The organism is Nocardioides massiliensis, from assembly GCF_030811215.1.
Taxonomy (GTDB): domain Bacteria; phylum Actinomycetota; class Actinomycetes; order Propionibacteriales; family Nocardioidaceae; genus Nocardioides_A; species Nocardioides_A massiliensis.
The window spans coordinates 3,880,200-3,905,526 of sequence record NZ_JAUSQM010000001.1 but is presented as its reverse complement, the minus strand read 5'-3'; the positions used below and the strand labels follow the sequence as shown (position 1 = coordinate 3,905,526).

General features: G+C 71.9%; 26 protein-coding genes and 2 pseudogenes. 13 read left to right on the top strand and 15 right to left on the bottom strand.

Annotated features, from left to right (window positions below):
* Positions 1–42 precede the first annotated feature (42 nt).
* The 5 genes and pseudogenes from J2S59_RS19245 to J2S59_RS19225 all read left to right on the top strand — a co-directional run bounded on the left by J2S59_RS19245 (position 43) and on the right by J2S59_RS19225 (position 3,537).
* Positions 43–564 carry a nicotinate-nucleotide--dimethylbenzimidazole phosphoribosyltransferase gene (locus tag J2S59_RS19245; RefSeq protein ID WP_068119127.1) on the top strand — a complete coding sequence of 174 codons (522 nt, stop codon included), beginning with the start codon at positions 43–45 and terminating at the stop codon, positions 562–564.
* Between the two features lie 307 nt (positions 565–871).
* Positions 872–1,132, top strand: a pseudogene (locus J2S59_RS19240) (ISL3 family transposase); the annotation flags it as partial.
* A gap of 317 nt (positions 1,133–1,449) precedes the next feature.
* Positions 1,450–1,878 carry a cupin domain-containing protein gene (locus tag J2S59_RS19235; protein WP_068119122.1) on the top strand — a complete coding sequence of 143 codons (429 nt, stop codon included), beginning with the start codon at positions 1,450–1,452 and terminating at the stop codon, positions 1,876–1,878.
* Entirely contained in the window at positions 1,875–2,060 is a 186-nt protein-coding gene (locus J2S59_RS19230; protein ID WP_068119117.1) for a hypothetical protein, read from the top strand. Before J2S59_RS19235 ends, J2S59_RS19230 begins: the two co-directional genes overlap by 4 nt.
* Position 2,061: 1 nt before the next feature.
* Positions 2,062–3,537, top strand: coding sequence for a sodium:solute symporter family protein (locus J2S59_RS19225; RefSeq protein ID WP_068119113.1), 1,476 nt, complete (start codon positions 2,062–2,064; stop codon positions 3,535–3,537).
* A 21-nt stretch (positions 3,538–3,558) separates the two neighbouring features.
* On the opposite strand, the gene J2S59_RS19220 is transcribed toward J2S59_RS19225, so the two are convergent.
* Genes J2S59_RS19220 through J2S59_RS19205 form a run of 4 tightly spaced genes read right to left on the bottom strand, consistent with a single transcriptional unit; the run spans position 3,559 to position 8,816 of the window.
* The gene (locus J2S59_RS19220) at positions 3,559–4,059 is read right to left on the bottom strand and encodes a DUF5709 domain-containing protein (protein ID WP_220138359.1); all 501 of its coding nucleotides are present in this window, start codon (positions 4,057–4,059) and stop codon (positions 3,559–3,561) included.
* A 49-nt stretch (positions 4,060–4,108) separates the two neighbouring features.
* The gene (locus J2S59_RS19215; RefSeq protein WP_068119110.1) at positions 4,109–6,325 is read right to left on the bottom strand and encodes a DUF5005 domain-containing protein; all 2,217 of its coding nucleotides are present in this window, start codon (positions 6,323–6,325) and stop codon (positions 4,109–4,111) included.
* Positions 6,304–6,942, bottom strand: a complete 639-nt coding sequence (locus tag J2S59_RS19210; RefSeq protein WP_181641705.1) for a 3'-5' exonuclease — start codon at positions 6,940–6,942, stop codon at positions 6,304–6,306. The genes J2S59_RS19215 and J2S59_RS19210 overlap by 22 nt, the downstream gene beginning before the upstream one ends.
* Positions 6,939–8,816 carry a putative nucleotidyltransferase substrate binding domain-containing protein gene (locus J2S59_RS19205; protein WP_068119104.1) on the bottom strand — a complete coding sequence of 626 codons (1,878 nt, stop codon included), beginning with the start codon at positions 8,814–8,816 and terminating at the stop codon, positions 6,939–6,941. Before J2S59_RS19205 ends, J2S59_RS19210 begins: the two co-directional genes overlap by 4 nt.
* A gap of 239 nt (positions 8,817–9,055) precedes the next feature.
* Here J2S59_RS19205 and J2S59_RS19200 point away from each other — a divergent pair, with 239 nt between their 5' ends.
* The 3 genes from J2S59_RS19200 to J2S59_RS19190 all read left to right on the top strand — a co-directional run bounded on the left by J2S59_RS19200 (position 9,056) and on the right by J2S59_RS19190 (position 12,695).
* On the top strand, positions 9,056–10,639 hold the full coding sequence (locus J2S59_RS19200; protein ID WP_068119101.1) for an ABC-F family ATP-binding cassette domain-containing protein: 1,584 nt from the start codon (positions 9,056–9,058) through the stop codon (positions 10,637–10,639).
* 187 nt (positions 10,640–10,826) lie between these two features.
* Positions 10,827–12,197, top strand: a complete 1,371-nt coding sequence (locus tag J2S59_RS19195) for a dicarboxylate/amino acid:cation symporter (protein WP_068119099.1) — start codon at positions 10,827–10,829, stop codon at positions 12,195–12,197.
* Between the two features lie 84 nt (positions 12,198–12,281).
* Positions 12,282–12,695 (top strand): hypothetical protein, encoded by a 414-nt coding sequence (locus J2S59_RS19190; protein ID WP_068119096.1) that lies wholly within the window; start codon positions 12,282–12,284, stop codon positions 12,693–12,695.
* A 69-nt stretch (positions 12,696–12,764) separates the two neighbouring features.
* On the opposite strand, the gene J2S59_RS19185 is transcribed toward J2S59_RS19190, so the two are convergent.
* The 6 genes from J2S59_RS19185 to J2S59_RS19160 are packed head-to-tail and all read right to left on the bottom strand — an operon-like array spanning position 12,765 to position 16,861.
* Positions 12,765–13,334 (bottom strand): RNA polymerase sigma factor, encoded by a 570-nt coding sequence (locus J2S59_RS19185; protein ID WP_181641704.1) that lies wholly within the window; start codon positions 13,332–13,334, stop codon positions 12,765–12,767.
* On the bottom strand, positions 13,327–14,058 hold the full coding sequence (locus tag J2S59_RS19180; protein ID WP_181641703.1) for a chromosomal replication initiator protein DnaA: 732 nt from the start codon (positions 14,056–14,058) through the stop codon (positions 13,327–13,329). Before J2S59_RS19180 ends, J2S59_RS19185 begins: the two co-directional genes overlap by 8 nt.
* 38 nt (positions 14,059–14,096) lie before the next feature.
* A complete protein-coding gene (locus J2S59_RS19175) occupies positions 14,097–14,984 on the bottom strand; it encodes a cytochrome c biogenesis CcdA family protein (RefSeq protein ID WP_306825405.1) in 888 nt (295 codons plus the stop codon).
* A complete protein-coding gene (locus tag J2S59_RS19170; protein ID WP_068124035.1) occupies positions 14,981–15,739 on the bottom strand; it encodes a DsbA family protein in 759 nt (252 codons plus the stop codon). Before J2S59_RS19170 ends, J2S59_RS19175 begins: the two co-directional genes overlap by 4 nt.
* Positions 15,732–16,199 carry a hypothetical protein gene (locus J2S59_RS19165; protein ID WP_068124037.1) on the bottom strand — a complete coding sequence of 156 codons (468 nt, stop codon included), beginning with the start codon at positions 16,197–16,199 and terminating at the stop codon, positions 15,732–15,734. Before J2S59_RS19165 ends, J2S59_RS19170 begins: the two co-directional genes overlap by 8 nt.
* Positions 16,196–16,861, bottom strand: coding sequence for an ArsR/SmtB family transcription factor (locus J2S59_RS19160; protein WP_068124042.1), 666 nt, complete (start codon positions 16,859–16,861; stop codon positions 16,196–16,198). Before J2S59_RS19160 ends, J2S59_RS19165 begins: the two co-directional genes overlap by 4 nt.
* Positions 16,862–16,954: 93 nt before the next feature.
* Here J2S59_RS19160 and J2S59_RS20410 point away from each other — a divergent pair.
* A pseudogene (locus J2S59_RS20410) lies at positions 16,955–17,935 on the top strand (ArsO family NAD(P)H-dependent flavin-containing monooxygenase); the annotation flags it as partial.
* Positions 17,936–17,986: 51 nt separating this feature from the next.
* On the opposite strand, the gene J2S59_RS19155 reads toward J2S59_RS20410, so the two are convergent.
* From J2S59_RS19155 to J2S59_RS19140, 4 genes are read right to left on the bottom strand one after another with little or no spacing between them, the layout of a single operon-like run.
* Positions 17,987–18,157: a DUF8730 family Cys-rich protein gene (locus J2S59_RS19155; RefSeq protein WP_181642506.1), complete on the bottom strand. Its 171-nt coding sequence runs from the start codon at positions 18,155–18,157 to the stop codon at positions 17,987–17,989.
* A gap of 39 nt (positions 18,158–18,196) precedes the next feature.
* Positions 18,197–19,015, bottom strand: coding sequence for a TSUP family transporter (locus tag J2S59_RS19150; protein ID WP_068124046.1), 819 nt, complete (start codon positions 19,013–19,015; stop codon positions 18,197–18,199).
* Position 19,016: 1 nt separating this feature from the next.
* Positions 19,017–20,435 (bottom strand): MBL fold metallo-hydrolase, encoded by a 1,419-nt coding sequence (locus J2S59_RS19145; RefSeq protein ID WP_068124048.1) that lies wholly within the window; start codon positions 20,433–20,435, stop codon positions 19,017–19,019.
* A gap of 41 nt (positions 20,436–20,476) precedes the next feature.
* On the bottom strand, positions 20,477–20,803 hold the full coding sequence (locus J2S59_RS19140; RefSeq protein WP_068124050.1) for a rhodanese-like domain-containing protein: 327 nt from the start codon (positions 20,801–20,803) through the stop codon (positions 20,477–20,479).
* A 188-nt stretch (positions 20,804–20,991) separates the two neighbouring features.
* On the opposite strand from J2S59_RS19140, the gene trxA reads away from it, so the two are divergent.
* Genes trxA through J2S59_RS19120 form a run of 4 tightly spaced genes read left to right on the top strand, consistent with a single transcriptional unit; the run spans position 20,992 to position 22,723 of the window.
* Complete coding sequence (gene trxA / locus J2S59_RS19135) at positions 20,992–21,351, top strand: thioredoxin (protein ID WP_068124052.1); 360 nt, start codon at positions 20,992–20,994, stop codon at positions 21,349–21,351.
* Complete coding sequence (locus tag J2S59_RS19130) at positions 21,351–21,761, top strand: DUF302 domain-containing protein (RefSeq protein ID WP_068124054.1); 411 nt, start codon at positions 21,351–21,353, stop codon at positions 21,759–21,761. The genes trxA and J2S59_RS19130 overlap by 1 nt, the downstream gene beginning before the upstream one ends.
* Entirely contained in the window at positions 21,761–22,024 is a 264-nt protein-coding gene (locus J2S59_RS19125; RefSeq protein ID WP_068124056.1) for a metal-sensitive transcriptional regulator, read from the top strand. Before J2S59_RS19130 ends, J2S59_RS19125 begins: the two co-directional genes overlap by 1 nt.
* Before the next feature lie 30 nt (positions 22,025–22,054).
* A complete protein-coding gene (locus tag J2S59_RS19120) occupies positions 22,055–22,723 on the top strand; it encodes a class I SAM-dependent methyltransferase (protein ID WP_068124058.1) in 669 nt (222 codons plus the stop codon).
* Positions 22,724–22,742: 19 nt separating this feature from the next.
* Here J2S59_RS19120 and uvrA read toward each other — a convergent pair whose 3' ends face one another.
* Complete coding sequence (uvrA, locus tag J2S59_RS19115; RefSeq protein WP_306825404.1) at positions 22,743–25,199, bottom strand: excinuclease ABC subunit UvrA; 2,457 nt, start codon at positions 25,197–25,199, stop codon at positions 22,743–22,745.
* Between the last annotated feature and the right edge of the window lie 128 nt (positions 25,200–25,327).

Here is a 25,327-nt window from a genome sequence, read left to right as displayed (position 1 = left end):
CGACCTGTCACCCCGACCCGTGCGCCGGAAGCCCTAGGGGAGGTGGGCATCGGCAACACGACGGTCGCCGCCGCGTTGGCGGCCCTGCTGCTCGATGTCGCTCCGGCCGAGGTGGTCGGCCTCGGCGCGGGAGCCGACACCGCCATGCTGCGACGCAAGACCGAGGTGGTGGGCGCGGCCCTGGCACGAGTACGGCGGTCCCGCGGCGGAGCGCCCTGCTCGCCGGAGGAGGCGCTCGCCGCCGTCGGCGGGCCCGAGTTCTGCGTCCTGGCCGGCGCCGTGCTCGGAGCGGCCTCGGTCGGCGCCGTCACTGTCCTCGACGGCCTGGCCACCACCGTCGCCGCTCTGGTCGCCATGCGAATCGAGCCGGGCGCATCGGCGTACCTGGTCGCCGGTCAGCGCAGCCGCGAATGCGGACATGACCTCGTTCTGGACCACCTCGGGCTCGAGCCACTGCTCGACCTGCGGTTGCGTGCTGGCGAAGGAGTCGGGGCCGCCTTGGCCGCTAGCATGTTGATCAGTGGACTCACGTTGCGCCGCCGAATCGGCCGAACTGCGCTATGAGCGAGGAAACGTCGTCGGCGCCACGACCTGACGTCACCGGTGAAGTCTCGGTGGAGCCGGCTGCGACGAGGCGCGTCTGACTGCGCACGACTTGTCGCGCGTCGGGCCCAGGCGCCGGTATGGGGCGGTGACTTGGTCGGGCCACGCTCGAGAGGCTCGGTTCCGTCCATGGTCAGGTCGCAGGTCCCGCCCGTCGCCGAGTGGGAGCGCTGCGAATCCGGTCCAAGGCCGTCAGATTCTTCTCGCCGGCGTCCGGCAAGGCGTGCAGGTATTTCTGGGTGGTGGTGATCTGGGCGTGCCCCATGCGGTGGTCGAGGGCCGCTCCAAGGCCGCGTTCAAGGCCTGGCTCGCCGAACGCCCCGCTCAGTGACGTGACGGCGTGGAGGTCGTGGCAATGGGCGGGTTCACCGGCTTCAAGACCGCGACCGCCGAGGAACTGCCCGAGGCGGTCGCGGTGATGGACCCCTTCCACGTCGTCCGCCTGGCCGGCGATGCCCTGGATCGGTGCCGACGTCGGATCCAGCAGATCATCCACGACCACCGCGGCCGCACCGGTGATCCGCTCTACCTGAATGGAGGTGGTCGCGGTGACCGTCACGATCAAGTCGATGCCCGCCGGCCACGGGGTCGACTACCTGCTGCGCAAGTCGTCATCGCCAACAAGGTCAAGACGATGCGTGATGGCAAGTGGCGCACTCCTCGACGGCACCCCGCTGCACCACTGGACCGTCGCCGTGTCCGAACTGGACGGGGCGGCGATCTCGCAACGGTCGCGGGACATCCACGTGACGATCAACAAGCTATCTGCGACCCCGATCTCCGTTCATGCTGCCGTCACTGGCCTCCGCCACCATGCCACCACCGAGCGGAAGGGCGGGTGTCGTCATGGTGCAACCGACCACGCCGACGGCGTACGTGCTCGGGCCCGATGCCGGGGAGGCGCTGTGGTTCCTCGGGAACCTCGTCATCCTGAAGGCAACCGGTGCTCACACGCGCGGGCAGCTCACCGTCGCCGAGTTCGTCAACCCGGCGGGGTTCGCGCCGCCGTTGCACCGGCACGTGGTCGAGGACGCCCGGGCCGCCGGTGAGCCGGCTGCGCGACGCGCCCTTCCGGACCCGGGGCCCATCGACCCGACCGCGCTCGGTCACGCGGCAGCCCAGCACGGCATCGAGCTGTTGGGGCCCCCCGCAGCACTGACCGACGGCCGCGGCGATCCGCCGGACCTTTGCTGCGTCCACGGGTCGACCGCCGGACCTGCGCGAGGTGCATCCACCCCTAGGGTGCCTCGAGCAGCGGAAGGAGCCGTCCCATGAACCGCACCGGCAAGGCCTGGTTGCTCATCCCCATCCTGCTGCTGGTGCTGGCGGCCTTCGTCGTCCCGTACGCCGTGCTCGGCGGCGTCGACGCGTGGTACGGCAGCTTCCTGTTCTGGACGCTGGCGACGGTCGTGGTGATCGCGCTCAACGCGGTCGTCAGCGCGGACTGGAGGGACTGACGTGGACACCGGATGGGTCTGGTTCGGGGTCGCGATCTACGTCGCGATCGCCGTGCTCACCGCCGTACTCTCGCGGTCCGGCAAGTCCGCCGACATGCAGCACTACTTCCTCGGCGACCGCAAGATGGGCGGCTTCGTCTCGGCGATGAGCTACAGCGCCACGACCTACAGCGCGTTCATGATGATCGGCCTGGCCGGCCTGACCTACACCGGCGGCGTCGGTGCGCTCGGGTTCGAGCTGATCTACCTGATGGGCGTGACGCTCGTGCTCGTCTTCGGGCCGCGGTTCTGGCTCGTGGGCAAGAAGTACGGCTACGTCACGCCCTCGGAGATGCTCGGCCACCGCTACGGCGCCCGCAGCGTCGCCACCGTCACCGCGCTGACCAGCTGTGTCTTCCTCATTCCGTACGCCGCCGTGCAGCTCGCCGGCGTCGGCTACCTGGTCTCCGGCATGACCGATGGCGGGATCTCGTTCGTGACCGGCACGGTCATGGCCACCGTCCTGGCGATCGTCTTCGCCCTCGTCGCCGGGCTGCGATCGGTGGCGTGGACCGACTCGCTGCAGGCGATCGTGATGATCATCGGCGCAACCCTCGTGGTCGGCTTCGTGGTCCACCGACTCGGCGGGATCGGCGACTTCTTCTCGTCGCTCTCCGCCGAGCACCCCGGCCACCTGTCGGTGCCGGGCAACGGGTTCTTCTCCCTCAGCATGTTCGTCGGGCTGACCCTGCCGTGGATGTTCTTCGCCATCTCCAACCCGCAGGTCTCCCAGCGGCTCTACACGCCCGGATCGATGCGGGATCTGCGCCGGATGCTGCTGGGCTTCATGGTCTTCGGGCTCATCTACACGCTCGTGTCGGTGATGTGGGGGTTCGCTGCGCGCCTGCGGTTCCCGGACCTCGCCACCGGCGACCTGGCCACGCCGACGCTGCTGGCCTCCGACCTGGTCCCGACCGCGCTCGGCATCGTGGTGATGGTCGGGATCCTCGCGGCTGCGGTCTCGACCATCGACTCGATCATGCTCACCCTGTCGTCCATGGTCAGCCGCGACGTCTACAAAGTCGCCCGCCCCGACGCCTCGGAAGCCAACCAGCTCGCGGTCGGCAAGCTCGTGCTGCCGGTGATCGCTGTGCTCGCCTTCGGCTTCGCCCAGCTCGAGCTGGACCTCATCGCCGTACTCTCCGTGTCGGCCTCGGCCGGCCTGCTGGTGATGGTGCCGTCGATCATCGGCGCGTTCTTCTGGCGTCGCGGTACGGCGGCCGGGGTCCTCGTCTCCACGGTCGTGGCCGGGACTCTCGTGCTCGTTCTGGAGCTGACGAAGACGCGTTTCCTCGACCAGGGCAGCGGCGTGTGGGGATTGGCCGTGGCGATCGTGCTCTATGTGGGGGTCAGCCTCATGACGAAGGCCCCCGCAGATCGCGCCGAGGAGTTCCTCGGACACGTCCGCGAGGGCATGCGCGCGCACCGCGCCATGTAGGCGAGGTCCGGGGGTGAAGCCTCAGATCTGCTGGTCGGGATCCACGACGTGGACCGCGGCCTCCTCGGCGCTGGCGGCTGCGCCGTCGATGCCCACGTCCTCGGCGATCGCGTCGCGCTCGGTGTCAGTCTCGACGCCCTCGTCCGGGGCAACCAGCCGACCGGAGCGCTCGGTGCCGACCTCGCCGCCGACGTCCTCCTTGAGGACCTTCGCCTCCTCATACGGGTCCGGCTCGGGGATCTCCTGCTCCAGGCGCTGGTCGAGCGTCTCGCCCATGGCCTCCTCGAGCGGGGTGTTGCCGTAGCGCTGACCGGCCGACCACTTCTCCGGCGGGCTGTAGCCCTCGTCCAGCGGCTCGGCGAGGCCGCGGTCGTCGACGAGGCTGTCGCCGCTGCCCTGCGGCTGCGTCTCGTCGTCGACGCTGTAGCCGTGGTAGCTCTCGTTGTCTCCTGCGTCGTTGGTGAGGTCGACCGCGGGGTCGGTGCCGATCTCCTCGGACACGTTGTCGGGCTGCTCAGTCATGTCTGGGCTCATACCCACGCGGACGCCTGCCAACCGGACGCGCGCGGCCTCACCTCGGCGCTGGCGCAGCGGGAAGGGGGACCCGGAGGAACCGCGGCCGGTAGCGGAACGGGTCCTCGAGGATCTCGGCGACGTCCTCGCGGTTGCGGCTGTAGGACACGACGACGGTCCCCGGCTCCGGGAGCAGGTCGGGGTGGGCCAGCGGCATGTAGCGCAGCTGACCGGTCGCGGCGTCGGAGGGCAGGGGAGCGACTGCCTGCCCCGCGTCGTACGGACCCCACGGGGTCGGTGCCGACCACACGGTGATGTCGGTGCCGAGGAACTCGTCGCGCTTGCTCAGGGCGTACCACCGGCCGTCCCGCTCGAAGACCGAGAGCGTCTGCGACGTGCCCCCGGTCGCGCCGATCAGCTCGACGGCGTCGCCCGGGCGACGCACCCACGTGGAGCCGTCCCAGAACCGCCACGCCCCGGTGTCGAGGACCTCCTCGGGGCGCACGCGCGCCACCCGCAGGGAGAAGCCGAAGACCAGCGGGGCCGGCTCGTGCGCGGTGCCGTAGAGGTAGAGCCAACCGTCGTCGATCGCGGATGCGGCGCCCCAGGCCGGGCGAGCCGCGTCGGGGGAGTCCTTGCCGATGTCGCGTACGCCGAGCAGCTGGGGTGTCTGCCCCGGCGCGACGACGAAGACGGCGACGGACGGTCCGAGGTTGGCGAAGTCGAACGCGGTCGTGCCGGTGGTCCGCACGCGCTGGAGCATCACGGCGACGAGGTCGTACCCGGGGAAGCTCTCGGCCGCGACCGACATCGGCCAGTAGCCCACCGGCGCCGAGGAGCCCGGGTCCGCGCGATCGGGCACGAGCGCCCCGCCGTCGGCGGGGAGCACGACCTGCAGGCACCCGTCGCCGACCAGCAGCATGGAGTTGCGCACGAAGCGCTGGCCGTCGAAGCGCGCCGCACGCAGCGTGTCGCCGAACATCATCAGTCGGCGGCCGTCCTGCAGCCGGACGCTCGCGCCCACGTCGGCACCCTGGAACTCCGGGCCCGCCCGTAGCTGCGTGGTGACCCGGTTGAGGTCGGCCACCGAGCGGAACTCGCCGGTGCCGACGCACTCCGTCGTCGTCGCGCGCGACGGCGGTTCGACGGCGGCCGCGAGCCGGTCCTCGCCGACGCGGTCCAGAGCCACCTGCAGCACGAGGAGCAGCAGTACGCCGGGGGCGATCGCGGCGAGCACGTGCAGTCGCCATCGCCGCAGCCGCTGCTCCGGTGCCGGCGCGGGCGACGTGCCGAATGCCGGGACCGGTGCGCCGCTCGCCGCCTCCCGCCGCGTCAGGACGAGGACGGCCAGCGCCACCAGCGCCCACGACGTCAGGACCAGGGCGGGGCGAGCAAGACCGTTGCCACCGTGGAGCACGGCAGCAGCGACGGCGTCGAGGGACGCGCCGGGCGGCCCGTGGACGACCAGGTCACCCCACGGACGGGAGAGCAGCAGCGGGTCGACCCGCAGGGTGAGTGGCAGCGACAGACCGACGAAGAGCGCGGCGGCCACGGCCAGCCCGGCGTACCCGGCCAGCGCCTCGAGCGCGAGGGTCACCAGGGCAGCGGTGACCAGCACGGCACCGGCGGCGACCGCGACGACGGCGAGGTCGGTCGCGCCCCCGTCCCCCCGCAACGCCAGGGCGACCGCCAGCCCCGCGGCGGCGGCTGCTGCCAACACGCCGGCGATCCGGGCCAGACCGAGCCTGAACGTACGCGCGAACGGCCCGCGCCAGAAGGAGATCGCGACGACCAGTGCGAATCCACCCCAGCCGCAGCAGAGGACGACCAGGCGCACCGTCGCGATGTCGGGGTCGGTGTCGGGGCGCAGAGCGCGCTCGGTCACGGTGCGGTCGCGACCGGATGCCAGCGCCCGGACCTGCGCCGCGATCGCCTGGTTGAGCGTGGGGTCGGCCGCGCCGTCGATCAGGAGCACGTCGTCGGTGTGCGCGATGTCGACGACCACGACGCCGCGTACGTCTGCGTTGAGCAGCGCTCGGGTCGCCTCCTCCTCCGTCGCGACCGGCAGCGCCGCGAACGGTCGGTTGGGGAGCTCGTTCGCCTCTGCTGCGACGGTGTCCGCGACGACCGGCGGCGCGACGATCGCGAGCGGCACACCCCGCGGCGCGGTCTCGGAGGCGTCGTGGGCGACGACGGCGATCACGAACAGGGGGATGAGCAGCAGGGCTCCCGTCCAGCCCAGCGACCGGCTGCTCATCGGGTTCCGCGCAGCCATCCGCGCACCCGCTCCAGCCAGGTCCGCCGCAGCCGTACGTCGCGCAGCCGGACCGCGCGGCCGGCGGTGCCGAGCTCCGCCACCTGAGCGAGGTAGAGCTCGGCGCACGCCAGGGCGTCGCCGAGGGCGTCGTGGGCCTTGGCGGTCGGGAGTCCGTAGTGCTCTCGGGCCCGCCACAGGCGCAGCGCGCCGCGGGGGATCTCGCCGTACCTGCTGAGGAGTCGGCGCTGCAGGGCGAGCGTGCAGACGATCGGGACGCGGGGGAGCGGCTGGTCGAGCTCGCGGTGGGCTGCCTCGAGGAACGACACGTCGAACGGCGCGTGATGCGCGAGCAGCGCGCGTCCGGCCAGCGAGGCCCGCAGCTCGGCGAGCACCTCGGCCAGCGGGCGTCCGTCGTCGAGGTCGTCGTGGGTGAGGCCGTGGATGGTGACCGCGTCACCGGGCTCGTCCTGGCGTACGACGTGGCGGCGCGCGCCGGATAGGTCGATGCGCGTGCCGTCGACGGGCACCCACCCGATCGCGAGGATCCGGTCCTGGCTGCGGGAGAGGCCGCTGGTCTCGAGGTCGACGGCCAGGAGGCGCAGCTCCTCGACCGGGGTGCCGTCGCCGGAGGTCACATCAGTCCCCGCACCGGGTACCGATGGGCGAGAGCCTCCTGGGCGGTGCGGATGACGCCGAAGGCGTCCTTGAGGTGGCGCTTCTCGAAGTGGCTCAGGGACGCGGGCGCGATCCGGTTGCTCGGCGGCTGGCCGTGCCGCACCTGGTCGACCTGGTTGCGCAACCGGACGTGGGCGAGGAACTCCCAGGCGTCGCGCAGGTCCGCGCCGAGCGCCGCGCTGAGGCGGCCGGCCGCGACGGCGTCCTCGAGACGCGCCACGGTCGAGGTCTCCTCACTTCCGGCGGCGAGCCCGTGGAGGCGGGCGATCTCGACGATGATGTTGATCCCGCCGCGCTTGAGGTCGAGGGTGTCGCGATGCTCGCCGGCGCGGTCGACGACCAGCCCGCGGAAGAACCCCAGCGGAGGCTGGGCCGACGCGGCGTGCGCAGCGAGGTGGGCGAGGAAGACCGCGCCACGTTGCGCTGCGGCGCGCTGGGTTGCTGCCAGCGCGGCGCTCAGCGCTGGGTCGCCGTACAGATGCCGTAGGTCGAAGAAGACGCTGGCCTCCAGCACGGCTTGCGGTGCCGGGTTGTCGACCCACCGCGCGACGTCGGCGCGCCAGGCGGCCAGCGGTTGGCGCCACTGCGGGTTGGTTGCCATCTTCTCGCCGCGACAGCGCGGATAGCCGACGGCCTCCAGGCCGGAGGTGACGTGCTCGGCGAGCTCGCGGAAGTACGCCGCGTGGGCGTCGGGCCGGTAGTCGTCGTGCAGGACGAGCGCGTGGTCCTGGTCGGGCGCGAGGGCCTGCTCGAAGCGGGCGCGCGAACCCAGCGTGACCCAGGCGTACGGCACCGGGGGAGCGCCGAGCTCAGCCTCGGCGAGCTCGAGGAGCCGGGCCTCGATCGCGTCGCCGACGGTCGTCACCACCCGACCCGCGTCGCGCGCTGAGGTGCCTTGCCGCACCAACCCCGCCACCACACCGGGCAGCCGGGCGGCCAGCGCCGCGACGACCGTGACGTCGCGGGCCTTGGCGATGTCGCCGACGAGGAAGACCGGGCTGGCCTGCTGCAGCCGGATCAGGTCGGTGTCGGTGATCATCCCGATCGGGCGGCCGGCGTCGAGGACGGGGAGGTGGTGGATGTTGCGGCGCACCAGCTCCAGAAGGGCCTCGATGGCCAGGGCGTCCGGGCCGACTGTGACCGGGTCCTTGGTCATCACCGCCGCCACCGGCGCGCTCGGGTCGATCCCCGCGGCCAGCACCCGGGTGCGCAGGTCGCGGTCGGTCAGGATCCCGACGAGGCGGTCGTCGTCGGTCACCAGCAGTGAGGAGATCCGCTCGATCGACATCAGCCGTGCGGCCTCGACGATGGGTTCGTCGGCGCGGACCGCGACCGGGGGTCGGCGTACGAGGTCGCGGACGTGGGTCTGCAGCACCGCACGGTCGGCGTCGGTCATGTGGCGCGCGCGCTGGCTGGCGACTGCCTCGCGCAGCTGACCGCCGCGCTGCTCGAAGAACGCCGAGAAGCCGTCGTGCTCGGCACGTAGCTGGTGGAAGACCACTGCCGGGCAGGCCAGCAACAGGGTGTCCTCGATCGCGTGCGCGGCGACGGGCTGCGGTGTACCCGCGGCGAGGGCCGACCCGCCGAGGCACAGTCCGGCGCTCCCGCGCTCGACCAGCTCGCCGTCGGGGTCGCGCAGCTCGACGGCGCCGGAGCGTACGACGAGCAGCTCCTCGGGGACGGTGCCCGCGTCCTGGACCAGCGTGCCGCGTCGGCGGTACACCACGCTCAGGCGCGCGGGGATCGAGCTCAGGACGTCGGGCGGCAGGGAGGCGAAGGGTTCGTGACCCGCGAGGAAGTCGCGGATCTCGGCGAGCTCGACGTCGAGGGGCACCAGCCCATCATCGCAAGCGCTGCGCGATCGGGCCCCGGTGCTGCACGGGCGGGCGAAAATCGGTTGGCCGACACCGAGCGCATCGGTGACCATGGACCCCGTCCCTCGCGAGCGGCTCGCGGGTGTCAGGGGACGAAGCGAAGGACGACGCGTGAGCGAGCACAGGAGCACCTCCGCCGCCCAGGTGCGCTGACGCCGTCTCCGGTGTCGGCGCGTACGTCGACCTCACGGAGCTCTCCTTGTCGTTTCCTTCCGCTGTCGTCCTGCACGACCTCTCCTTCCACTGGCCCGATGGCACGCCGGTGCTCACGCACGTCTCCGGTGCGTTCAGCGCCGGCCGCACGGGCCTGGTCGGTGCCAACGGCGCCGGCAAGTCCACCCTCCTGCGGCTGATCGCCGGCGACCTGCAGCCGACCGACGGCACGCTCACCACCACAGGGACGGTCGCCGTCCTGCGCCAAGACGTGACGCGAGCCGGCGGCACGCTCGCCGACCTCTTGGGCATCGCCGAGGTGCGCGCCGCCCTGGGTGCGGTCGAGTCCGGTTCGGTGGACCCCACGCACTTTGACGTCATTGGCGACGCCTGGGACATCGAGGAGCGCGCCGCGGCCGACCTCGCTGCCCTCGGCCTGCCGACCGACCTCGACCGCGCGGTGCGCACGCTGTCGGGCGGGGAGGCGATGCTGGCCGCGATCGTCGGCGTACGGCTGCGGGGTGCAGACATCACGCTGCTGGACGAGCCGACCAACAACCTCGACCTGCCCACCCGCCGCCGGCTCTATGAGCTGATCGACTCCTGGTGCGGGACGCTGATCGTGGTCAGCCACGACCTCGAGCTGCTCAACAGGCTGGACGCCACCGCTGAGCTGCGGGCGGCCGAGCTCACCGTCTTCGGCGGCCCGTACGACGACTACCGAGCCTGGCTCGTGACCCGGCAGGAGGCGGCGGCGCGCGCGCTGAGGGCAGCCGAACAGGTGCTGCGGCGAGAGAAGCGTGAGCGGATCAAGGTCGAGGAACGGATCGCGCACAGCCAGCGTCAGGGTCGCAGGGACCGGGAGAACCGCAAGTACGTCGCCGCGGTGGTCGACGATCGCCGCAACTCGGCCGAGAAGTCCCAGGGTTCCCGCCGGACGGCGGCGGGAGCCAAAGAGGCTGCCGCCCGGGAGGCCGTCGCCGCCGCGGAACTGCAGGTCCGTGACGACGACGCGATTCGCGTCGACCTGCCTGATCCGCACGTGCCGCGCGGCAGGCGGATCGCGGAGCTGCCGAGTGCGGACGGGCGCACCCAGCGCATCCAAGGGCCGGAGCGCATCGCGCTCGTCGGGGCGAACGGCGTGGGCAAGACGACGTTGGTCGAGGCCCTGCTGCCCACGCTCACCGTCCGCCACGGCTACCTTCCGCAGCGCATCGTCCTCGACGAAACCGCTACCGTGCTCGACCTCGTCCGCGGCTCCTGCCCGCGCATGCCGCCGGGGGAGGTGCGCAACCGGCTGGCCCGGCTGCTCGTCCGCGGCGACATGGTCGACCGTCCCGTCGGCGCACTGTCCGGGGGCGAGCGGTTCCGCGTCGCGCTCGCGCGCCTGCTGCTCGCCGATCCACCGCCGGAGCTGCTGGTCCTCGACGAGCCGACCAACGACCTCGACATCCCGAGCGTCGACCAGTTGGTCACAGCGCTCGCGTCGTTCCGGGGCGCGCTGCTGGTGGTGAGCCACGACCTCCGGTTCCTGCGGCGGCTCGGGCTGGATCGGGTGCTGGAGCTCGACGGCACGGGAACGCTCGCGGAGGGTGACGTGGATCTCCCCGGGGCGGGAATAACCACCTGAGCTCGTCGTTTGAATCTGATGTGCTGACACCCGTGACCCCCGGTGCGACGCTGACGCGTCGACGCGTCGTGGACCTGTCACGGATCAAGGTCGCGCCCTGTTCTCGCTGAGCCCTCGTCTCCGGAACTCCTCTTCATCCTCGCCGCCGCCGCACTCTGATGCGCCTGCGTGACGAAAGGTTCATGTCATGGTGACCACCGCTCCAGCGGGCCAGCCGACCCGCGACCGCCGCACGCTGCGGCTCCCGTCCTTCGGCACCCAGGTTCTCATCGGTCTCGTGCTCGGCGTCATCCTCGGCCTCGTTGCCCGTGCGATGGGTCCCGACGGCGCCGAGGACCCGAACTGGCTGACCGAGACCCTCAGCACGGTCGGCGGCATCTTCGTGACGCTGCTGCGCACGATCGTCCCGCCGCTGGTGTTCCTCGCGATCGTCGCCTCGATCGCCAACCTGCGTGACGTCACCGGCGCCGCCCGGCTCGCGTGGAAGACGCTGATCTGGTTTGCCATCACCGCCCTGATCGCGGTGGCCATCGGCATCACCCTCGGCCTCGTGCTCCGCCCTGGCGACCACGCCAGTGTCACAGCCGACGCCGCGGCGGCCCCGTCGAAGACCGGGTCGTGGCTGGACTTCCTCACCGGCTTGGTGCCGGTCAACGCGGTTGGCCTGCAGGCCAGCGCCGGGTCGGACGGGTCGGTCGGGCTGTCCTTCAACGTGCTGCAGATCCTCGTCGTCGCCATCGCGATCGGCATCGCCACGCTCAAGGTCGGCGAGGCCGCCGAGCCGTTCCTCACTGTCGTCCGCTCCGCGCTCGCCGTGGTGCAGAAGGTGCTGTGGTGGGTCATCCTGCTCGCGCCCATCGCGACCGTCGGCCTGCTGGGCAACGCGGTGGCGTCGTACGGCTGGGACGCGCTCGGCTCGCTCGGCACGTTCACCATCGCGATCTATGTCGGACTGGCGCTCGTGGTCTTCGGCGTCTACCCGGCGCTGCTGCGCCTCAACGGCCTGTCGATCCGGCGGTTTTTCTCCGGCGCCTGGCCGGCGGTCTCGCTGGCGTTCGTCTCGCGCTCCTCGATCGGCACGATGCCGGTCACCCAGTCGGTCACCGAGCGCAATCTCGGCGTGCCGCGCGCCTACTCGTCGTTCGCCGTACCCCTCGGCGCCACGACCAAGATGGACGGCTGCGCCTCGATCTATCCGGCGATCTCGGCGATCTTCGTCGCGCAGTTCTTCGGGCTCGAGCTCTCGGTCACTGACTACCTGCTGATCGTCTTCGTCTCGGTGATCGGCTCCGCGGCGACGGCCGGCGTCACGGGCGCCACCGTCATGCTGACGCTCACCCTGTCGACGCTGGGTCTGCCGCTCGAGGGCGTCGGCCTGCTGCTGGCCATCGACCCGATCCTCGACATGGGGCGTACGGCGGTCAACGTCGCCGGGCAGGCGCTGGTGCCGACCATCGTCGCCAAGCGAGAGGGCATCCTCGACCTCGAGACCTACAACGCCGGTCGCGACGGCAAGGCGTGGCGCGAGGAGCCCACGGAGCTCGTCCGGGCGTCGTGAGACCGTCGCGAATCGGATGTAACGCTTCGCGAGCCTCGTGACAGGTAGTCGGTGACAATGGTTCCGTCGCAAGGAGACACTCTGATGCAGAAGTCCCCCCGGTTCGCCGCTGCCGCCGCAGCTCTCGCCCTCTCGTTCGGTGCGCTGAGCGCACCGGCCGCCCACGCGGACGAGGAGGCCCCGGCCGAGCCGTGCGCCACGCAGAGCGCGCAGGTGCAGAAGGCGGAGGACGCCTTGGCTCGGGTGACCGCGGTCTTCGAGAAGAAGCAGGCCAAGGTCAAGAAGGCCCGCAAGGCCGTCGCCCGCGCGGACAAGGCCAACCAGCGCAGCAAGGCGAAGCAGGCGCTGACCAAGGCCAAGAAGCAGAAGAAGCAGGTCGTGAAGGTGAAGAAGGCCCAGGTTCAGCGCCTCGCCAAGGCCAACGAGCGCCTCGACAAGTGCCTCGCGGCTCAGGAGACGCCTGAGACGCCGGAGACGCCGGAGACGCCCGCAGCCTGAGGGCACGGCATTCCCACAGCGGCACAACGGCGGCGGTGCGCACCGCACCGCCGCCGTTGTCGTACCTGCTCAGATCAGCCGTTGCTCGATGAGCGTCGCTGGGGCGAGCGACTGCTCGCGTCGCAGTCGGCGCAGGCCCCGGTGACGAGCCACGCGCAGTGCCGTCACCGTGATCCCGAGGGCTTCGGCGGCGCTCTGGCTGTCGAGGCCGAGTACGTCGACCAGGCCGATCGCGTCACGCTCGCGCGGCGACAGGGGAGCCAGCACCGACCGGATCCAGTCCAGCCGCTCGTGCACGAGCGCGTGGTCCTCCGCGGGGCCGCTCGACTCCACCAGCGTCTCGGGCTCCTGTGGGGAGGTCGCTCGCCGCTCCGCCGTCCGCCGGGCGTTCGCCGCGACCCGGCGGGCCGTCCCGAACAACCAGCCGACGAAGTCCGCGGAGGTGCCGCGGAAGTCGTGGATCTTGGATGCCGCGACATACCAGGTCTCGCTCGCCACATCCTCGGCCGTCACCGCGGCGTCCCGGGTGGGCCGCAGGCGCAGCCAGGCCAGCAGTCGGCCGGCGTGAGCGGCGTACAGCTCGCGCCACGCCTCGGGATCACCGTCCTTGGCGCGGGTGATCAGCTCGCCGTCAGACATCGTCGCCCGACCCGGGTCGACCGGCGCGTCCTCCGGCATCCGCGCGGGTCCCGGTCGACGTCTCGTCGTCGGTGGCGTTCTTGTCACGACCGGGCGGATCGCCAGGGGACCGGCGCTGGGGCGGCTTGGTGGTGCCGCCCCCAGCTCCCGGCTTCCCGGGTGCCTCGGGCTTGGCCGCCTGACCGGGAGGTGCGGTCGGCATCGCGGGCTTGGGGCGCCCCCGCTCCTCAACGGCCCCACGACCCCGCTCCGGGGGAGGCCCCTGGCGTCCGGCGCCCGGCGCCCCCGGATCGGCGGGTCGGCCGCGAGCGTCGGGATCGTTGCGTCCATCGGGATCCGCCACGCCACGCTCCCGGGCCACTCGGCCGGGCTCGGGACGCTCACCGGGCCGGTCCACGTCGCTTGACCTGGCGGGGGTGTCCGGCGCGGTGGGCGTCTCGGTCTCGTCGTTCGGCGTGGTCGGGCCTGGGCGATCGCCTGGGGGCGGAGCCGGTGTCGGTGCGCCGGGTGCCGGCAGTCCGGGGACCTCGATCGCGCCGGTCGCCCACGCGCCGCCAGCCCCGAGCGCGAGGACCCCGGCCGTCACCATCGCGACGAGAGCGCCACGACGCCGAGCCGGCCGGGGGCTGGTCGCGCTCGCGAGCGCCGCCAGCTGATGCGCCAGGTGGTCGGACGCCTGAAGACGCGGTGGCTCGACGCGAAGGTCACGCAGGTCGGGATTCATGCGCACGACCTCTCTGGACACACGGGGACTGCTGGATTCTAGGTGCGATCTGCCCGTTCGAGGGCGGCCTCACGCGTGGGCTCGGCGGCGACCCCGCGCGCGGGCCGCGAGCGACGCCACGCCACGAACCCCGCAACGAGCATGATCACGGCCGGCAGCACCCACCCGGGGATCGCCGCGGCCCAGGCGGTGACGGCCTGCTGGGCGGCGTACTCCAGGTCGACGGTGTCGAACCCGAGCGCACCGGTCAGCCCGGCGGTCCCGTCGTAGCGCAAGAACAGCGCCCCGATGCCGATGAAGAGCAGCCCGGCGATCACCGACGTGGTGTGCACCCGCCACGGGCCCCACGTGAGCGTGCGCCCGCGCAGCCACGACCGCCGGCCGAGGTCGAACCGGTCCCACACCGCCGCGAGGACGAGCAGGGGAGCGGTCATCCCGAGCGCGTACGCCGCGAGCAGGACGCCGCCCTGCCACGGGGAGTCCTGCACCGCCGCGACGGTCAGGATCGCGCCGAGGACGGGACCGGAGCAGAAGCCGGCCAGGCCATAGACGGCGCCCAGCACGAGCGTCGAGACCCAGCCGGCTCCCTGCCGACGGTTCGACCACGCCTGGAGCCGGCTGCTGAACGGCAGCGCGAAGCCCTTGCCCGCGAGCTGCAGGACGCCGAGCCCGATGATCGTCCAGCCCGCCACCGCGATGAGCGTGCCCCGGTGGCCGTAGAACAGCGACGAGGCCGCCGCTGCGCCCGTGCCGAGCGGGACCAGGGTGAGCAGGAGCCCGAGATAGAACACCAGCGTCCGCACCACCAGCGCACGACGCGTGGTGAAGGCATAGGCGAAGAACGACGGCAACAGCAGCGCGCTGCACGGAGACAGCAGCGCCAGCACGCCGGCCGCGACTGCCGCCAGCAGACCGACGTCGCTCACTGCGCCGCAGCCTCCTCGATGACCTGCTCGAACACCTCGGTCGGCTGCGCGCCCATGACGGGGACGCCGTTGATGACGAACGCGGGTGTGCCGCTGACGCCGATCGTCTGACCCTCCTGGAAGTCGAGGGTTACGCGTCGGTCGGCGACGGTCGAGTCCATCGCCTCACGGAAGGCGGCGACGTCGAGTCCGGCCTCCTCGGCCTTGTCCTCGAGGTAGTCCTGGTCGAGGTTGCCGCTGTTGGGCGGCAGTTGCTCGGCGAAGAGCGCGTCGTGGAACTCCCAGAACTTGTCCTGCTCCGCGGCGGCGACCCCGGCGAGGGCCGCGGTCATCGACTCCGGCCCGAGGTAGGGGAAGTCGCGCCACTCGATGCGCAAGGTGCCGTCGGCGACGTACTTCTCGATCAGGGTCGGCGCGGTGTCACGCGCGAACTTGCCGCAGAACGGGCACTGGAACTCCGAGTAGTTCACCATCACCACCGGCGCGTCGACGTCACCGAGTGCACGGGGATCGTCGGGGTCGCGCCGGGGCAGCTGCACCAGCGGGTCGTCCGCCGGCAGGTCGGCGACCGCGCTCGATCCGGACGACCCGTCCTGCGCGGAGGCGTCGTCATCGTCGCCGGGCAGGCCGACGAAGCCGAGGACGAGGACGGCTGCGGCGATTACGGCGAGGAGCGCAGGCAGCAGCGGGCTCTTGCGGGCGCCCGGCTTGCTGGTGCTCGCCTTGGTGGGGGACGGGGTGCGGGTGTCAGACATGAACTTCCTCGGGACGGATGCGACAGGCGAGCTCGCCGCGCAGACGGGTGCGCAGCGCCCAGGCCAGCACGACGACGGCGAGCAGCTGCAGGAACGGTTGGACGGGCTCGAACCACGTCAGCGCGCCGGTGGTGCCGAGCGCGAGCAGGACGAGCTTGTTGCAGACGGGGCAGCCGACGGCGAAGAACGTCAGGAGACTGCCGGCCCAGCCACCGCGGGTGGTGGCGCGGTCGGTGGGCACGCGCGCGGGGTCCGCGACGTACGACGCCACCAACAGGCCGATGAGGATCGAAGAGACCAGCAGCGCGGGCCACGCCCACCAGGTCGGCGGGATCTCGCGCCCGAAGATCGGGGTCGCGATCAGCGCGGTGGGGATGGCGATGACGAGCGTCGAGCCAAGCGCGACCAGGGCAGCGATCAGCCAGCGGCGCGCCGGCCAGAACCGCAGTGCGGCGATCATGCGCCGACCTCGACCGGGTGGCCGTGGGTGCGCCACTCCAGCATGCCGTCCTCGAGCCGGAGCGCCTCGACGCCCTCACCACTCAGCAGCCTGACCGCGTCATGGGCCAGCACGCAGTAGGCGCCCCGGCAGTAGGCGACGATCGACCGCTCCTGACGCAGCTCGTCGACCGCGGTGGCGAGCTCGCCGAAGGGGAGGTTGCGGGCGCCCGGGATGTGGCCGGCGGCGTACTCCTCCCGCGGGCGTACGTCGAGCACCAGCGGCTCGCCGCGCGTCATCAGGTCGGCGAGCTCAGCACGCGTGATGATGCCGACCTCGTCGCCGTCGGACAGGTTGAGGTAGGCGTCCAAGGCACGCCCGACGTCAGCCGAACGCGTGCGAGCGACGGTCAGCATTGCGTCGTACAACGCCGCCACGTCGTCCCCGGCCAGTCGGTAGTAGATGCGGGTGCCCTCGCGCCGTGTCTGCACCAGGTTCGACAGCTTCAGGACCTGCAGGTGCGCCGACACCGTGCTCAGGCCCATCTCCGCGGCCCGCGCCAGGCTGTCGACGGTCCGCTCGCCCTGGGCGAGCAGGTCGACCAGCTCCAGTCGCTTCGCGCTGCCGAAGGCCTTGCCGACGACGGCGAGCTCCTGGAACACCGCATCTCTCGGGTCGCTCATCTGATCCTCCAAAGAATATTGGAATAGAGCGTAGCGGGCCGCCCGAGCGGTGTCGACTCGCCCCCGTTCGAGACGACCGGCGATGATCGGCCCATGGCGGACAGTGCCCGGGTCGCGGTGATCGGCGGTGGCCAGGCAGGGCTGGCGACCGGCTTCTACCTCCAGCGGGCCGGTCTGGTGCCCGGCGTCGACTTCGTGATCCTCGACGCCGGCGAGCGGCCCGGTGGGGCGTGGCCACGGATGTGGGACGGGCTGCGGCTCTTCTCGCCGGCCGGCTTCTCCTCGCTCCCCGGTTGGATGATGCCGCCCTGGGACGACGCCGCCCTCGGCTTCCCTCCGCGCGACCACGTCGTGGACTACCTGACCCGCTACGAGCAGCGCTACGACCTGCAGGTGCAGCGGCCGCGACGTGTCGCGGCCGTCACCCGGGCCGACGCCGACCCTGAGGGCCCGCTGTTGGTGGCCGTGAGCCACGCCGGGACCCGCGAGACGCTCTCAGCGCGCACGGTGGTCTCGGCCACCGGCACGTGGGAGCGGCCGTTCGTGCCGTCGTACCCGGGGATGGGGGAGTACGCCGGTCGCCAGCTGCACGCCGTCGACTACCGGGTGCCCGGGCAGTTCGCCGGCCAGCGGGTCGTGGTGGTGGGCGGGGGCAACTCCGCAGCCCAGATCCTCGCCGAGGTCTCGACGGTCGCCGAGACGACGTGGGTGGTGTCGCGGCCGCCGCGGTTCCTGCCCGACGACGTCGACGGCCGGGAGCTCTTCGCTGCCGCCCGCGCACGGATCGACGCGCTCGCGCAGGGTCGGGAGCATCCCGGTGTCGGCGGACTGGGCGACATCGTGATGGTGGCCAGCGTCAAGGACGCCCGCGAGCGCGGGGCACTGGTCGCACGCCCGATGTTCTCCCGGCTCACGCGCACCGGCGTCGCCTGGTCCGACGGGACGGAGCAGGAGTGCGACGCGGTGATCTGGTGCACCGGCTTCCGCCCCGCCCTGCGTCACCTGCGATCGCTCGGGTTGCGCACCGAGGCCGGCCGGATCCCCGTGGGTGGCCCGTCGGGCACCCAGGCGCGTGACGAGGCGCGGCTGTTCCTCGTCGGGTACGGCGACTGGACCGGCCCGGCCTCAGCGGCCGAAGAGGCGGCTGAAGAACCCGCCGCCCTGGCGCTCTTCCTTCGGGTGCCCGCCGGGGCACCACTGGTCGGCGGGCACGGTTGCCTTGACCTGCGCGACGTGCTGGCCGCAGCCGGCCCAGGTGGTCTTGCCGCAGGTCTTGCAGGTGGTGGGACGACACATGGGAGCTCCTTGCTCGGTTGTAGGACAGGGGTGGAGAGGTCAGAGAAGGGCGGGAAGGGCCCGGGCCCCGGTGTAGACCGCGACGGCGAGGACGAGCACGGTGAAGGCGATCTGGAGCCGGCCGGTGTCGGCCCGGTCGGCGACCCGCGCTCCGAGCGCCGCGGCGGCCGCGGAGGCGACGGTGAGGGTCGCGACGACGCCCCAGTCGGGGGCGGTGGCTGCACCGGCGCGTACGGCGAGCGCGGCGGCGCTGGTGATGGTGATGGCCACCAGGGAGGTGCCGGCGGCGTACCGCATCGGCAACCCGAGCGCGAGGACGAGCGCCGGGACGACAAGGAAGCCGCCGCCGACGCCGAGGAAGCCGGTCAGCAGCCCGACGGCGGTCGCGGTGATGAGCACCTTCAGCGCCCGCGGGCAGTTGCAGGCGAAGGTGGGGCTGAAGGAGATGATCGGGTCGTCGAGGTGCGGGCGGGCGGAGTGGGCACCGCGGCGGCCGTGGTGCAGCTGCCGCCAGGCCATGATGGCGCCGACGATCAGCATGAGGGCTGCGAACGCAGCCAGCAGGACGTCGTCATCGACGTACGCCGCCCCCTTCGCGCCCAGCGCCGCCCCGCCGATGCCGACCGCCCCGAAGACCGCGCCGCGTCCGAGCAGGACGTTGCCGGCACGCTGCGCGGTGACCGCCCCGATCAGCGACGTCACGCCGACCACCACCAGCGACCCGGTGGTGGCCTGGGTCGCCGTCTGGTCCAGGAGGTAGACCAGGACCGGGACGGCGAGGATGGACCCGCCGCCGCCGAGCGCTCCCAGCGAGAGGCCGATGAGGAGCCCGGCGGCGACGGCGAGGGCGAGCGTCATCTCAGGCGGTGCCCTCGGTGCTGTCCTGCTCGCTGTCCTGGCCGCTGTCCTGCTCGCCGGGGGTGACCAGGTGCAGGTTCACCTTCTCGGCGTTGTCGAAGGTGTCGTCGATCGCGACCAGCTTCCGGCCGGCCGCGGCGAGGAAGGAGGCGGCGATCGAGGCGCGGTAGCCACCGGCGCAGTGCACCCAGACCTCCCCCTCGGGCACCTCGGCCACGCGCTTGGGCAGGTCGTGGATGGGGATGTTGACCGCCCCGGAGATGGCCTGCTTGTCGTACTCGTCGGCACGACGTACGTCGAGCACGACGACCTCGCGGTGGTGGCGCACGTCGGCCAGGTCGGCGAACGTGGCGGTCGGGAACGAGCCGAGCTCGCCGGTGGCCCAGTCCTCGGGTCCGCCGGTGGCCTGCGCCGCGGGCCGGTCGATGCCGATGCGGACCAGCTCGCGCTGGGCGGTGGCGACGTCGTCGGCGGTCTCACCGAGCAGCGTCACCGGCGTGCCCCACTCGATCAGCCAGCCGAGGTAGGTGGCGAAGGCGCCGTCGAGCCCGAAGTTGACGGTGCCCGGCGCGTGCCCGGCCGCGAAGGCGGTGCGGGTGCGCAGGTCGACGACCCACTCGCCGGCCTCGATCCGGCGGCGCAGCTCCGTGGCGTCGGCTTCCTGGACAGGGGACAGGTCCGGGGCGTCCGGGCCGGCGGCGTTGGCGGGACCCATGTGAGCGTAGTAGGCCGGGTAGGCGCCCAGCCCGTCGAGCAGCTCGCGGACGTAGGTCTCCTCGTCCTGGGTGAGCGCAGGGTTCTCCTGCTTCTCCTCGCCGATCGTCGACTCGGTGGCGTCGGACTGGGTGGCCGAGCAGAACGAGCCGAACCCGTGGGTGGGGAAGACCTCGGTGGCGTCGGGCAGCTGCTCGGCGAGCTTGTGGGCCGAGGCGTGCTGGTGGCGCACGAGCGCGTCGGTGTGGTCGGAGCCCAGCAGGTCGGGGCGACCGGTCGCGCCGTACAGCAGCGACCCGCCCGTGAACACCGCGACGGGCTCGTCGCCGTCGGTCAACGCGTAGGACAGGTGGGTGTAGGTGTGCCCGGGGGTGGCGATCGCGCGCACCCGGATCCGGTCGCCGATCGCGACGACGTCGCCGTCGGCGATCGGGGTGCGCGCGAAGGAGACCTCGTCCTCGCCGTTGACGTGGTAGGCCGCCCCGGTCCGCTCTGCCAGGGCGAGCCCGCCGGTGACGTAGTCGTTGTGGATGTGGGTCTCGAAGACGTCGGTGAGGCGCACATCGTGCTCGGCGAGCAGGTCGAGGACGCGGTCGATGTCGCGTTGCGGGTCGACGACGAAGGCGACCTCGCCGTCGTGGACGACGTAGCTGCGGTCACCCAGGGATGCGGTCTCGATCGTAGCGATGGTCAGGTCGGTGCTCATGGGATCTCCCGTGCTGTCGTACGGCGGGGGTGGGCGGGCGGTCAGGAGGGCGCGGGTGCGCCGGTCTCGACGGGTCGCCCAGCCTGCGACCAGGCGGCGGTGCCGCCGGCCACAGAGTAGGCGTCATAGCCCTTCGCGATGAGGAAGTCGGTCATCGCGGCGCTGCGGTTGCCGGACGCGCACACGACGTAGACCGGCCGCGCGCGGTCGATCTCGTCGAGCCGCGAGGGCAGCTGACCCATGGGGATCGGGGTGGCGCCAGGCACGTGGCCGGCGACGTACTCGGCGAATTCGCGGACGTCGATCACCCTCGCGCGATCCGCCTCGGCGGCGAGCTGTGCGATGTCGATCTCCGGGGTACTGCTCATGTGTGGTCCTCCTTCATCCAGTGCTCTACCCGATACGCCGGGGGGTATTCAGGGAGCCGAACGTTAACACCCCAGGGGGTATTCCTGATGGGCGAGGAGGTTCTGCCCGGCAGGTTTCGGAATACACCGGGGGGTATCTTGGTTGGGCGGACAGAACCTGACCCGCACGTCCCGAGAAGGAGGGCCGCATGGCCACCATCGACCTCGGTGCCGAGAACTTCGAGAGCACCGTCAACGACAACGACATCGTCCTGGTGGACTTCTGGGCGTCCTGGTGCGGCCCGTGCCGCATGTTTGCCCCGATCTTCGAGCAGGCGTCCGAGACGCACGCCGACATCGTCTTCGCCAAGGTGGACACCGAGGCCGAGCAGGGCCTGGCTGCGGCCGCACAGATCACCTCGATCCCGACCCTGATGGCGTTCAAGGACGGGGTGCTGGTGTTCTCCCAGCCCGGGGCGATGCCTGCCGCGGGGCTGGAGCAGCTGATCACCGCGGTCCGCGACCTCGACGTCGCAGCCGCCCTCGCCGAGCAGGAGAGGAGCGCCTGATGGCCGACTACACCATCGCCGCGACCCTCGACCAGCCGTACGACGCCGCCGTGGAGGCGGTGCGCGCCGCGCTGGGTGAGCAGGGCTTCGGCATCCTCACCGAGATCGATCTCAAGGCCACGCTGAAGGCCAAGCTCGACGTCGATGTCGCACCGCAGGTCATCTTGGGCGCATGCCGCCCGGCGCTGGCCTACGAGGCGCTCACGACCGAGCCGTCGATCGCCGCCGTGCTGCCGTGCAACGTCGTGGTCCGCGCCCTCGACGAGTCCACCAGCGTCGTCGAGGCGTTCAACCCCGACACCATGATGGGGATGGCCGACGACCCCGGATTGCAGGTGGTGGCGGCCGACGCCAAACAACGCATCGTCGCTGCTCTGGCGTCGCTGCAAGCCGTCGAGGAAGGCCACTGATGGAGCTCGATCCCACGACCATGACCCCCGTCGTCAACCGCATCAAGCGCGCCCGCGGTCAGCTCGACGGCGTCCTGCGCATGCTCGAGGAGGGCCGTGACTGCGAGGACGTCGTCACCCAGCTCGCCGCGGTCTCGCGGGCCCTTGACCGCGCAGGCTTCGCGATCATCTCCACGGGGCTGCAGCAGTGCCTCACCGCCGGCGACGATCTCGACAGCGTCGACGTCAAGAAGATGGAGAAGCTGTTCCTCTCGCTCGCCTGAGCGGCCGGGAGCGGCGTTAGGGTCGCCACCATGGATGAGGACCGGCACGGGCATGGGCACGGGCATTCGCATGGACACGAAGGCGATCGGTTCGACGACGCCGCGGCGACCTGGGACGACGACCCCGATCACGAGCGGCGTCAGCAGGCCGTGGCCGAACTCATCGCCTCGACGGTGCCGCTGAGTCCGCAGAGCCGCGCGCTCGACGTCGGCGGGGGCACCGGCCGGCTGAGCATCCTGCTGGCCGACCGGGTCGGGTCCGTCACCGTGACCGACCCGTCGATCGGGATGGTGCAGGTCGCGCAGGAGCGGATCGAGGCCGCGGGGCTGACCGGCCGGATGCGCGCCGTGCAGGCCGACCTCTCGCAGGACCGGCTCGAGGGGGAGTACGACGTGGTGTGGAGCTCCCTGGCGTTGCACCACGTCCGCGACCTCGACACCCTGCTGACGGTCCTGGCCGGCATGCTGACGGACGGCGGGACCCTGGCGATCGCCGACCTCGAGCGCGACCGCGACGGGGCGTTCCACGCCGACAAGGTCGACTTCGACGGCCACCACGGCTTCGACCGGGTCGAGCTCACCGAGCAGCTCGGGCGCGCCGGCTTCACCGACGTCGCCTTCCAGGACGCGACGAGCATCGCCAAGGACGGTCGCGACTTCGGCGTCTTCCTCTGCACCGCGCGGCGCTCGCCCCGCTGAGGCTCGCCCGCGGCCGGTCTCAGCGCAGGTGCCGTGCGAGGTACGGCGCGGTCACGCTCGTCGTCGACGCGGCGACCTCGTCCGGCGTACCGGTCGCGACGACCTGACCGCCCGCGTCGCCGCCGCCGGGCCCGAGGTCGATGACCCAGTCGGCGGTGGCGATCGTGTCGAGGTCGTGCTCGACGAGCACGACGGTGTTGCCGGCGTCGACGAGCCGGTGGAGTTGGCGCAGCAGGAGCGCGATGTCGGCCGGGTGCAGCCCCGCCGTCGGTTCGTCGAGCAGATAGAGCGCGTGCCCGCGACGCGCCCGCTGCAACTCGGTGGCGAGCTTGATCCGCTGCGCCTCGCCGCCGCTGAGCTCGGTGGCGGGCTGCCCCAGGCGCAGGTAGCCCAGGCCGACGTCCTGCAGGGTCTGCAGGCTGCGGGCGGCACTGGGTACGTCGTCCAGGAACCCCGCCGCCTCATCGACCGTCATCGCCAGGACGTCGGCGATCGAGCGGTCGCGGTAGGTGACCTCGAGCGTCTCGGGGTTGTAGCGCGCACCGTGACACGTCGGGCACGCCGCATAGCTGCCGGGCAGGAAGAGCAGCTCGACGGCGACGAACCCCTCGCCCTGACACGTCTCGCAGCGACCCTCGGCCACGTTGAACGAGAACCGCCCCACGCCGTACCCGCGCGCCTTGGCCTCGTCGGTGGCGGCGAAGACCTTGCGGACGGCGTCGAACATGCCGGTGTAGGTCGCGAGGTTGGACCGCGGCGTACGCCCGATGGGCCGCTGGTCGACGCGCACGAGCCGGTCGAACGACTCCAGCCCGGCGGCGTCGGCGACCTCGAGCTCGAGCTGGGCATCGTCGGGGTCGTCGGGGGACTGGCCGAGGTGGCGGCGTACGACCTCGGCGAGGACTTGGGTGACCAGTGTCGACTTGCCCGACCCGGAGACGCCGGTGACCGCAGTGAGCACGCACAGCGGGATGTCGACCGCGACGTCGCGCAGGTTGTGCCGCGAGGCGCCGCGCAGGTGCAGCCACCCGTTCGGCGTACGCCGCTCGTGGTCCAGCGCGTCGCTGAGCCGCTCCCGGCCGAAGAGATAGCGGGTGGTCGCGGACTCCGCGACGTCCTCGAGCCCGGCCACGGGGCCTGAGTAGAGGATCCGGCCACCGCCCTCGCCGGCGCCCGGACCGATGTCGACGACCCAGTCCGCACGGCGTACGACGTCCAGGTCGTGCTCGACGACGAACAGCGAGTTCCCGGCGGCCTTGAGCCGGTCGAGCACGTCGAGCAGCGGCTCGGCGTCGGCGGGGTGCAGGCCTGCGGACGGCTCGTCGAGGACGTAGACCACGCCGAAGAGTCCCGAGCGCAACTGGGTGGCGATCCTCAACCGTTGCGCCTCGCCGGGCGAGAGGGTGGTGGAGCTGCGCCCGAGCGAGAGGTAACCGAGCCCCAGGTCGAGAAGCACCTCGATGCGGGCGACCAGGTCGGCGCTGATCCGCGCCGCGACCTCGCGTGTCTCGTCGGTCTCCGCGGCGAGAGGCCGCAGCACCTCGGCCAGCTCGGTGAACGGCAGCGCGTTGACGGCAGCGATCGACAACCCGTCGACGGTGACGGCGAGGGCCTCGGGCCGCAGGCCGCTGCCGTCGCACTCCGGGCAGGTCTGGGAGCGGGTGAAGCGCATGGCTCGTTCGCGCATCCGCTCGCTGGTGGAGTTCGCCAGCACGTTCATGACGTGCTTGCGGGCGCTCCAGAATTTGCCGTAGTAGCCGTGGTCGATCCGCCCCGGCTCGGGCTCGACCAACACCGACGGCTGCTCGTCGGTGAACAGCAACCAGTCGCGGTCCTTCTTCTTGAGCTTGCGCCACGGGGTGTCGACGTCGATGCCGAGACCGGTCACGATGCTGCGCAGGTTGGCGCCCTGCCACGCCCCGGGCCAGGCGGCGATCGCGCCTTCGCGGATGCTCAGCGAGGTGTCCGGGACCATCAGCTCCTCGGCGACGTCGTGGCCGACGCCCAACCCGTGGCAGCGCGGACAGGCGCCCGCGGCGGTGTTGGGGGAGAACGTCTCAGCGGCGAGGTGGTCGGCACCGGCGGGGTAGTCACCGGCGCGGGAGAAGAGCATCCGCAGCAGGTTCGACAGCGTCGTGATCGTGCCGACGCTCGAGCGCGAACTGGGTGCACCGCGGCGCTGCTGCAGCGCGACGGGCGGCGGCAACCCGCTGATCTCCTGCACATGCGGCGCGTCGAGCTGCTGGAGCAGGCGCCGGGCGTACGGCGCGACCGACTCGAAGTAGCGGCGCTGCGCCTCGGCGTACAACGTGCCGAAGGCCAGCGACGACTTCCCGGACCCGGAGATGCCGGTGAAGGCGACCATCGCGTCGCGGGGCACGTCGACATCGACGTTCTTGAGGTTGTGCTCGCTGGCTCCCCGGACGCGGACGAAGGGGTCGGTGGGGTCGGGGAGTGCGGCGGGGGCGGTGGTCACGCTCGGGGCATATACCCGGTCGGCACGGGCTACCACCCCACCATGAGCCCTGTGCAGATCCGCCCCCTCGGAGGGGCGACGGGATGCCTGCTGATGATTCTCGTGTCGGTGGTGCTGTCCGTGCTCCT